This window comes from Paenibacillus sp. Lou8.1 (assembly GCF_024213565.1).
GTDB classification, from domain to species: domain Bacteria; phylum Bacillota; class Bacilli; order Paenibacillales; family Paenibacillaceae; genus Paenibacillus; species Paenibacillus polymyxa_B.
In genome coordinates this window covers 1-11,075 of sequence record NZ_JANAVN010000026.1, presented here as the reverse complement: position 1 = coordinate 11,075, position 11,075 = coordinate 1, and the positions used below count along the sequence as shown (strand labels likewise).

The 11,075-nt window shown below is 47.1% G+C and carries 2 protein-coding genes; both read left to right on the top strand.

Annotated features, from left to right (window positions below):
• Positions 1-16: 16 nt before the first annotated feature.
• On the top strand, positions 17-9,379 hold the full coding sequence (locus NLX78_RS25850) for a non-ribosomal peptide synthetase (RefSeq protein ID WP_254351870.1): 9,363 nt from the start codon (positions 17-19) through the stop codon (positions 9,377-9,379).
• Positions 9,380-9,391: 12 nt separating this feature from the next.
• The gene (locus tag NLX78_RS25845; RefSeq protein ID WP_254351869.1) at positions 9,392-10,645 is read left to right on the top strand and encodes an MFS transporter; all 1,254 of its coding nucleotides are present in this window, start codon (positions 9,392-9,394) and stop codon (positions 10,643-10,645) included.
• Positions 10,646-11,075: the final 430 nt, after the last annotated feature.

Here is an 11,075-nt window from a genome sequence, read left to right as displayed (position 1 = left end):
TTGAGGGGGAAATCCGATGAGTAAAAGGCTTGAAATCGAAAAAGTGGCCAATTTAACGCCTTTGCAGGAGGGGATGCTCTTTCATACAGTCATGGAGCCGGAATCACAGGCGTACTATGAGCAAGTACGAATGACCATCCGGGGTGAACTGAACCTGGAGGCTCTGCAAAAGAGCTTCGAGACTCTGGTGCAGCGTCACGAAACGCTTCGTTCGAATATTTATCATAAAAGTGCTTCCCGTTCGCGGCTCATCGTGTTTAAGGAGCGAAATCCAACGCTTCGTTACGAGAATCTGACGAATATTCCCGAGGCAGAGCAAGCAGAGGCCATTCGCAGCTACGCAGACGCAGACCGAAACCATCGTTACAATCTGAGCAAGGATTTGCTCATTCGTCTGGCTGTGCTTCAAACCCAAACGAACGCATATACGCTGCTTTTAAGCTTTCATCATATTATTATGGACGGCTGGTGCCTCGGCATCGTTATGGACGAGCTGTTCGCGGCTTATGAAGCACTGAAAGCGGGGAAGCCCGTACAACTGCCAACACCGCAGCCCTATACTGGCTATGCCCGCTGGCTGGATAAGCAGGATAAGGAGGCGGCGAAGGAATACTGGCGGTCCATCCTGAACGACTATGATCAGCCAGCTGTGCTGCCAACCCTGCCTGTAGCCCATCCGCTCCAGCCAGATACCGGGTACTTGCTGCATGAGCATAAAATAACACTCACGGATGAAACAACCCGTCAATTGCGGACGGTGGCTGAACGCAACGGAACAACCCTTAGCAGTCTGTTTCTGGCTGCATGGGGAGTGGTGCTTGGAGGATACAACCAAAGTGAAGACGTCGTCTTCGGCACCGTTGTTTCCGGTCGACCGCCGGAGCTTGAAGGTGTTGAACAGATGTTGGGACTTTTCATTAACACCATACCGGTACGAATCAAATGGGATGCAGATCTGCCATTCTCAGGTCTGCTTCGTGAAGTGCAGCGCAGCGCGGTTCAATCACGGGCATATGACTATTTTTCACTCGCTGAAATACAGTCCCAGTCAGCGCTCAAGCAGCAACTCATGGATCATTTTGTTGTATTTGAAAACTACCCGCTGCAGGATATGGTTGGCCGGCCTGATCTGAAGGAACGACTTGGATTCGTCGTGGAGGACGCTCAGCTGTCCGAAGAAACACCTTATCACTTCAACATCGAAGTGGAGGACGGAAAAGCGTTGAGCTTTATGCTGTCCTACAACAACTATGTCTATAGCGATGAAGCGATGACACGGTTAGCTGGGCATTTGGAGCATGTACTCGTCCAAATTGCACGTACACCAGAACTCCTGCTGCGGAACATTCGTCTGCTGACCGCTACAGAAGAGGCGGAACTCACCAATATATGGAGCGGGCCGATTGCCGACTATCCTGCTGAAACGTTCCATGGAATATTTGAAGCCCAGACAGAACGTATCCCGGAACAGACCGCCGTCATCTACGAAGACACCGCACTGACCTATCATGAGCTGAATGAGAAGGCCAATCTGCTTGCTCAAGCACTGCAAAACCGTGGGGGCAAGCGTGAGCATCTCGTCGCCGTGATGCTTGATCGTTCAGCAGACATGATTATCGCTGTGTTAGGGATTATGAAGGCGGGAGCTGCCTACGTACCTGTCGATCCGACCTACCCGAAAGAAAGAATTGCTTACATGCTTCAGGACAGCGGAGCTACGATTATGCTCACGCAGTCTTCCTTGACTGAACTATTGGCCGATGTGGATTTTGCGGGGGAAGTGCTGGACTTGCCAGCGTTACTTCAACAGGCTTCACAAGCGGAGCATTCCCATCAACAAGCGCCTATCTACGCACCTATTCATGATCCCGAGGCTTTGGCCTACGTCATTTATACATCGGGAACGACGGGCAACGCCAAAGGCGTGATGATCGAGCATCGCCATTACGTAAATACGGCGTTCGGCTATAGAGAAGCTCACCAGTTAAAAGAGTTTCCCGTCAAGCTCCTTCAGATTGCCAGTATGTCGTTCGATGTCTTTGCCGGTGATCTGGCCAAGACATTCGTGAACGGAGGCACCATGGTCATTTGCCCACAGGATGTGCGCAACGATCCTCCAGCTTTGGCGCAGTTTCTCGAACAGCACGAAATTACGACGTTTGAAGTTCCGCCAGCCTTGTTGACGCTGCTTATGGACTATGTATATGAACACGGTACAGATGTCAGTGCCATGAAGCTGCTTACTACAGGCGCGGACAGCTTTGGCGTTGATAACTATCGGACACTTTTGAATCGCTTCGGTGATACGATGCGCATCATGAATACCTACGGTGTAACCGAAGTGGCAATTGATTCAAGCTTTTATGAAGAAGCAGCTGAACGTCTGCCTCCATCAGGTATCGTCCCGATTGGAAAGGCACTGCCGAATCATAAAGTATATATTGTGGATGAGGCTTTGCGTCCGCTCCCTGTCGGCGTAGCCGGGGAGTTGTGCTTGGGCGGCGCTTCTGTGGCCCGCGGTTATTTGAACCGTCCTGACCTGACGGCGGAGAAATTTGTACCGAATCCTTTTGTAAAGGGAGAGCGTCTGTACCGCACCGGAGATCTGGCACGCTGGCTGCCGGATGGCAACATTGATTTCATCGGTCGGATTGACTTTCAGGTGAAAATTCGTGGCTACCGGATCGAACCTGGTGAAATTGAGTCGGCCTTACTCCAATTGGATGAGGTACGCCAAGCGGTGGTCACGGATAGAACGGATAAAACCGGACAAAAGTATTTGTGCGCCTACGTAGCAGGTACAACCGACAAATCCTTCTTGCGGACAGAGCTTGCCAAGCAGTTGCCAAGCTATATGGTGCCCGCACATATTATCGTGCTGGATCAATTGCCTTTGACCCATAACGGTAAAATTGATCGACGTGCGCTTCCAGAACCCGAAGATTTTGTGTTGACCGACGTCGAGTATGAAGCGCCGCAGAGCGAACTGGAGCAAACACTCGCTTCCATCTGGGAGGAAGTCATTGGTGTTAAGCCGATTGGTCTGCGCAACAACTTTTTCGAGCTTGGTGGCGATTCGATCAAAGCGTTGCAAATCGCAGCCCGATTGAACGCGAAGGGCCTCAAAATGGACATGAAGGATTTGTTCCGCCATCCGCAGATTGATTTGATTGCTCCTTATATAAAAAAAATAATTCGGACCATCCCGCAGGGGGCGGTACAAGGTACAGTGGAGTTGACACCGATCCAATGGGAATTTTTTGAGCATCATCGAACAGAACGTCATCATTACAGTCAGGCTGTCATGCTCCAGAACCCCGAAAGATGGAACGAAACCTGGCTGCGAAGCGCCGTGGACAAGCTGACCACGCACCATGATGCCTTGCGCATTACCTTTGATGAACGTGAAAAAAAACCTGTCGCCTATAACAGAGGCACAGCCGAAGGTGAACACTTTACATTGGAAAGCTACGATTTAATATATGCTGACCAGCCTGAGGAAGAAATCGCGCAGCTCACTGACGCGTTACAAAGCCGTTTTGATTTGCGTAACGGCCCGCTTGTGTGTTTGGCTTTAATCCGGCTACAGGAATCCGATCATTTGTTAATCGTCATTCATCATCTTGTCATAGACAGTGTGTCGTGGAGAATCCTGCTGGAAGACTTGGAAACAACCTACCAACAGTTAGCTAACGGTGAAAAGCTGCAGTTACCCGCCAAGACCGATTCCTACAAAGAATGGGCAGCACGTCTGTCCAAGTATGCACAAAGCGAACTGGCGCGTCAGGAAATCAGCTATTGGAATACGGTAGAAGCTCGTGAAATACTTTCGCTGCCAAAAGATCATGAGGTTCCAGATAGCCTGATCCGTGACGGGCGCAGATCCGCAGTGACACTCAGCCGGGAAGAAACCGAAAACCTGCTGAAACACGCGCACCATGCTTACAATACAGAAACAAATGATATTTTACTGACGGCGCTAGGACTGGCTTACCGGGAATGGAGCGGACATGCTGAAATTGCAGTTCAGGTGGAAAGTCATAGCAGGATGGAATTGATTAAAGACATTGACGTATCCCGTACAGTTGGCAGGTTTACGTCCGTGTATCCGTTTGTGGTAAATGTGAGCAAGCCCGAAGATTTGGCCCATCAAATCAAGCTGGTTAAGGACAATTTGCGACGTGTACCCAACAAGGGTGTCGGCTATGGCATTTTACGCTACTTGACCGACAGGGAGCAGCAGGATAGGGCAGCTCTTTTTTCTGCCAAGCCACCTGAGATCAGCTTTAGCTTTGACGGAGAAGCCAGAGAAGGTACGACATGGCGTACCTCGCCACTATCCACGTTTGCTGGTACTGAAATCAACCCTCTGACTGAAAAAGCGTCCAGCTTTGATATTCATGGTGCGGTGACTGACGAAAGACTCCGCATTGTATTCGAATACAACGGACGTGAATATGAAGCATCGACGGTGGAGCGACTTACAGCCAGCTTTAAGACTCATCTGATCGAACTTATTCGCCATTGCTGTGCCAAGGATACAGCAGAACAAAGCCCGACGGATTTTACATATGGGCAATTGTCTCTGGACCAGTTCGAAAATATTGCAAATCGCTTGTCAAATAAGCTGTTAAACCAGCAAGTGAAAATTAAAGACCTCTATCCGCTATCCCCGATGCAGGAGGGAATGCTATTTCATTCCATACTTGATGAAAAGTCAGAGGCTTATTTCGAACAAACGATTATTACCATTCATGAAGCTATGGATACCAACCTAATCAGCCGAAGCTTACAAAAGCTGATTGACCGATATGATATTTTCCGTACGGTATTCATGTATAAGGAGGCGGATCGTCCGCTTCAGGTTGTACTGAAGGAACGATTAGCTGCTCCTGTCCATACCGAAGATGTGCGTAGTTTACCGGATGCGGAAAAGCACAGACGACTTCAAGCCATTTTACAGGAAGAGCGGCAGAGAGGTTTTGATCTGGAAAAGGAGGTTCTCATCCGGTTAGCGCTTGTACAGTGGGATGAGGACACCTCAAAGCTCATCTGGATCTCTCATCATATTATTATGGACGGCTGGTGCCTGAGGGCGGTAGCCAAAGATTTTTTTGATATTTACACATCACTTCGGGACGATACTCCTTTAAAATTAGAGCCTGTCCATCCATTTAGCAGCTTTATTCAGTGGTTGGAAAGACAAAATAAAGAGGAAGCAGCAGCATACTGGAAACAATATGTGACTGATTTTGAAAATGAAACTGTCGTGCCCGGCTATACTCGATCCGTCGATCCTTCATTTCAGGTAGAGCAACTCATATGCACATGGGGAGAGCAGCTGACCCAAGGCATGGAAAAAATCGCCAAGCAAAACCGTGTCACCGTCAGCACCTTATTTCAAACCGTTTGGGGCTTATTACTACAAACGTACAACAACAGTAAGGACGTCATTTTCGGGTCTGTCGTATCGGGCAGACCTGATGAAATCCCCGGTATTGAAAATATGGTCGGATTATTCATTAATACCCTACCTGTACGTGTTAAAAGCTCCGCTGAACTGCGGTTTTCCGACTTGCTTACGTCTATACAGGATTCCTTGATGGAGTCCAATCGGTATTCCTATTTTTCCTTGGCCGATATTCAAGCCCATAGTGTACTAAAACAAAACCTGATCCAGCATATTGTCGCCTTTGAAAACTTTCCCGTTTCGGAAGAACTTACGGGCCTGGAAAAAAATCCTAAAGCCCTCCGTGTTGGTGAAATAGAGGATATTGAACAGACCAATTATGATTTGAATGTAATCGTCATGCCTGGCCGAGAGCTGGAAATCAAATTTAGCTATAACGCGTTGACGTATAACAAAAATGCGATCAAACAATTGGCTGCTCACCTCATCCAAATGATGGAGCAAGTTATTCAAAACCCAAATATCCGGGTTTCGGAGATTGATCTTTTGACAGCGGAGGAAAAACAGCAGCTCTTGTTTGATTTTAATGATACACGGAGACCGTATCCATCGGACCACACCATACATCACGGCTTTGAAATACAGGCAGAGAAAACACCGGATGCAGTAGCTATTGTATTTGAAAATCGTGAGCTAACTTACCGCGAATTAAATATAAAAGCTAATCAACTGGCCTCGAAGCTGCGGAAACTGGGTGTTACGCCGGATACCATCGTAGGCATTTTGACTGAACGTTCACCAGAAATGATTATCGGTATTCTTGGTATTTTGAAGGCGGGTGGAGCCTACTTGCCACTGGAGCCTTCTTATCCACAGGAACGGATTATGTTTATGCTTCAGGATAGCGGTAGCGAAATTCTGCTAACCCTATCTGACAAGGGTAAACAGATGAACACTTTCGATTTTTCCGGTACTGTTCTGGATCTGGCCGACATCAGCTCCTACGACTCCGACGACTTCATTTTTTCCGAATCGACAACGGCAGACGATCTGGCCTATGTCATGTATACATCTGGCTCAACTGGACGTCCCAAAGGTGTCATGATTGAACATCGGAATGTCATACGGCTGGTGAAGAACACCAATTACGTACCATTTGCCGAGAACGAACGCATTTTGCTGACCGGGGCGCTCGTGTTCGATGCCTGTACCTTTGAAATTTGGGGAGCATTGCTGAACGGATTGCGTTTGTACATTGTACCGGAATCCGTAATCTTGGATGCTGTTCAGCTTGGTGAAGCGCTGGATCGATATCATATTACAACGATGTGGCTGACATCGCCCTTGTTTAACCAACTCACACAGCATAAACCAGATCTCTTTGCTTCGCTAAAGCACTTGCTGGTGGGCGGGGATGTGCTTTTACCTGGGATCATTAATACGGTTAGAGCACATTCTCCGGGAGTGAACGTTATCAACGTCTATGGCCCCACAGAAAACACAACATTCTCTACTTATTTCCCGATTGATAAGGAATATAACCGCATTCCTATTGGTCGCCCAATCTGCAATTCAACTGTTTATATTTTGGACTCTTCAAGCAGGCTGCTGCCTATTGGTGCTCAAGGGGAAATTTGTGTTGGTGGGGATGGTCTGGCGCGCGGCTATCTAAACAGGGATGATCTGACCCAGCTAAATTTTGTCCCTAATCCATTCATTCCGGGCGAAAAAATATATCGGACAGGTGATTTGGGCAGATGGCTACCGGACGGCAATCTGGAGTATCTCGGACGGATAGACCAGCAGGTTAAAATCCGCGGATATCGTATTGAACCCGGCGAAATTGAAACCCAGCTCATGAAACATGATGCAGTTCGGGAGGCGCACGTAGCGGTAAAAACCACGAAGGATGGTCAAAAAACGCTCTGTGCTTATATCTCAACCGACGTACCGCTATCCAAGAGTGATATGAAGACCCATTTGACTGGCCAGTTGCCGGATTATATGATTCCTGCCCAGTATGTGTTCCTGCCGGCGTTTCCCCTGACAACGAACGGTAAAATCGACCGCCAAGCATTGCCTGAGCCAGAAATGAGCAGCGGTTCCGATATGGAATACGTTGCTCCAAGAAATGAAGTGGAACAACAGTTGGCGAACCTATGGCAAGCGGTGCTTGGCGTTGAAAAGGTCGGCATTGACGACGGCTTTTTCGAGCTTGGAGGTCATTCACTGAAGGCCATTCAACTGGTATCGAAAGTACAGGAATCGAACATTCCGCTGGATATACATCAATTGCTTCAATATCAGACGATAAGAAGCTTGTCCGATCTTTTACAACGTGGTGAAGAGGGCGGAGTGAACACAGATACGCTCATTGCCAAAGCTCAGGAGGTTGAGCGGGCTATTACAGAAGCATTGGGTGTCCAGGTCTTGCTTCAGTCCGTATCCACCGATAAGCAAAACTATGTGTTCCTGCAAGTAGAACCTTTTTGTGTAGAACAAGTTCAGGCAATCTCTGAATTTATCCAATCTTATATCCATCCAGACCTGCACCCGCATTATATCGTTCGCTGGGGAACCGACGAACCAGATAGAATTCTCGGAGCTATACCGACAAACGAAGAACAAGAAACCTTGCTTAAACAACAGGCCGATGTATGGCTTGCCAGCATTGCTAAGTTAAATACAGACTGGAATACCAATATACTAAGTCTGAATGCTATTGGACGCTATCCGCTTGCACCAGCTCAGCATTACCATTTGCAACATTTTACAGGCTCGGGTATGGCTGTGCAGTTAGAGAGCTACTTGAACACCGAGCGTTTGACTGTAACGATTCAGCGGCTTCTTCAACGCCATGAATTGCTAAGAAGCGTACTTGTTCAATCGTCCGGAGCATGGGAATGGGAGTTGCGTCCAGCTCCAGAGCATCTTTTTTTACCGACTGTTGATCTCTCCGGTCAGCCGGTACAAGCACAACGCAGGCTTCTTTCTTCCATTGCCTCTAAGCTATTTTTAGAACCTTATGAACTTACACAGTCGCTGCAGTACCGGATCGTCCTGATTCGCTTAAATTTGCGGGAACATCTGCTATTGTTTCCTTGCTCGCACATCATTTTTGATGCTACGAGCAGTGACATCCTGCGCAGACAACTCCTTGATGAATATCATCGTCCGCAGCAGACGGCACATGCGACAGAAGAGGTGCAATACCGGGAATATGTAAACCATATCCGCCAAGGCCCTCAAGGAATCGGGGATCAGGAAATCAGCGAGCAATTCAAACTCCAGACGTTTGGTGAGAATAATGATCGTATCCACGTGCTGACCGAAGAACGCAATTATGCGGACACTACCAGATATCGTTGGGAGCTGAATTTAAGCGACATTTCAGAGCAGCACGGCGCTGCGAATATGTGGGATATTTCGCTTCAAATGGCTGTACGTTTTTTCAGCAGCTATTTCCAACTCTCTGATGTTCCGCTTTGGATTACTAATTATGGAAGACAATATGGCGACCGAAACTATTTTGGAACCGTAGGCGAGTGTATTGATCATATACCCGTTGTGCTGCAGGAAGATGACACTGAATCCTATGAAAAGAGTATCCATACCCACCTGGACTTTGCTTCACGCTATCATTTGAACTTTTTCAATCTGATCTTCAATGCTGAAATGGAGAAAGCTTACCCGATATCCAGCAGCATTTTGATAAAAGGACTTGAACAGCTGCCTATCGTATTCAACTATTTGGGTGAGGGACGAGAGGATGCAGAATTGCTCGACAATCTGCATACCGAAGGCACACAGGCCAATGTTAACAAGGTTATTTTCTTTGAGTCAGAGCATGTAGGGGATATTCTGAAAATCTCACTTACCATTCCATATCATGAGAACGACCAGTATATCCATCAAATCTTCCAGACTGCTAGTGACAGGCTCTTGAATGCTTTGACCATTTTGCAGTAAGGAGATGAAGATGTGAATCCATTGTTTAAGGATAGCCGTTTTATCCGATTTTTTGCATCTCGTACTCTTGCCAATATCGCAGACAGCATTTATTCTATCGTCCTGCTGTATTTTGTTCAGCAATCGACACAGTCGGTGGCGACGACCAGCTTCACGTATACGGCCGTATCTGCGGCGTCGATTTTCAGCTTTCTCGTGGGTCCTGTGGTGGACCGTTATTCACCGCCTTTGTTAGCCAGCATCGCCTTGTTTACGCAGGCTGTGCTCATTTTGGCCGTCCCGCTTCTCATTCAGGACGGGATGGTCAATCTGGTCGCTATCCTTGTTATTGTATTCATTGCATCTTGCTTCTCAACACTGTTTTATCCGGCCAATAGTAAAATGCTGCCGCAATTGATAGGCTCGCCGGATTTGATTGTCCGGGCGAATTCCATGATTTCGTCGACGGATCAGGTTATTAATATTGTCGGATATCTGGCTGGAGCCTCGCTCATCATCGCAATGGGGATGAAAAATACTTTTTTTCTAGCCGGCGCGATGCTGTTTCTGGCAGGCTTTGTATATGTCAGGCTCAACAAGCAAATTGATGCTCCTCCGGTGGAAGACACGAACGGAAGGAGTTCGCTAAAGATCGTGTACTATCTGAACGAATTGAAAGAAGGGTATCTTTTTGTAAAACGGCACACCTTCCTGAGAATTATGCTTCCGTTCTTTGCGCTGACAAACTTTTCGATGGCGATCTTGGTCATTGCCATGCCTTCTATCGCAGTATCCTATGGCTCGCCGATCTATTACAGCTTGCTGTATGTAGCCTACTTTATCGGTATTTTCATCGGTTCCTTTCTGGTCAGTGTATTGAAAAAGAACGGCATTACCATCGCGGTTTCCTGGGTAGCCATGGGATTGGCAATCTATGTCTTTTCCCTGGTGCCCGAGATGTGGATGAAGCTGCTGGCAGCTCTGTTATTAGGCATTTTTACTGGCATCATCAATGTGCTGCAAACGTCTTTGATTCAAATTATTACACCGCTGCCGTTACTGGGACGTGTTACAGCCTTTTTAAACACCTTGTCGAATGCGGCTCTGCCATTAGGGGCCTTGATTGGAGGGGCGCTAGCTTTACGGTTTTCTCTGAGTGAGGTTCTTTTTTTCAGTGGACTGATTACTGTACTATGCGGATTGATTATGTTTCTGTTTAAGGATATCCGCCAGTATCAGATTCCTTCTGGAGAGATTGGAAGAGTTGCCCCTTCCCACAATTCATAAGCCATGCATGTCAGTGCCAGGTTCTCATCATAGAACCTGGCATTTTTAGTATGTCTGGCCTCGCCATGATAAGGCTTTATCATAGACAAAGGTAAAACTATCGTTACATTTGGACACCAAAGGAGATACAAGATGGCTGAGCCTTTAAAAAATATATACACAGCGAATTTTCTTCGCTCTTTCGGTGAAAGAAGTATAAACAGCTTATAGCTGGTTTGATACCCAGGGATTTATTCTTCAAATCATGAACGAGACGTGAGATGGGCTGGAGCTAAAAGAACGAATAAATCGGTATAATTTACATGTAGTATTCAGCAAACTTAAATGATATATTATGTATCCGGCCGTAAGATTAGGCTGTGATGTAATAGTTAGATGGACTTCAAAAATTCAAAGGATTACCTACGAGGTATTATTTACCAGTAGCATG

Excerpts from the sequence above, each read along its gene's own strand:
- NLX78_RS25850 (WP_254351870.1), top strand. The coding sequence starts at position 17 with ATGAGTAAAAGGCTTGAAATCGAAAAAGTGGCCAATTTAACGCCTTTG.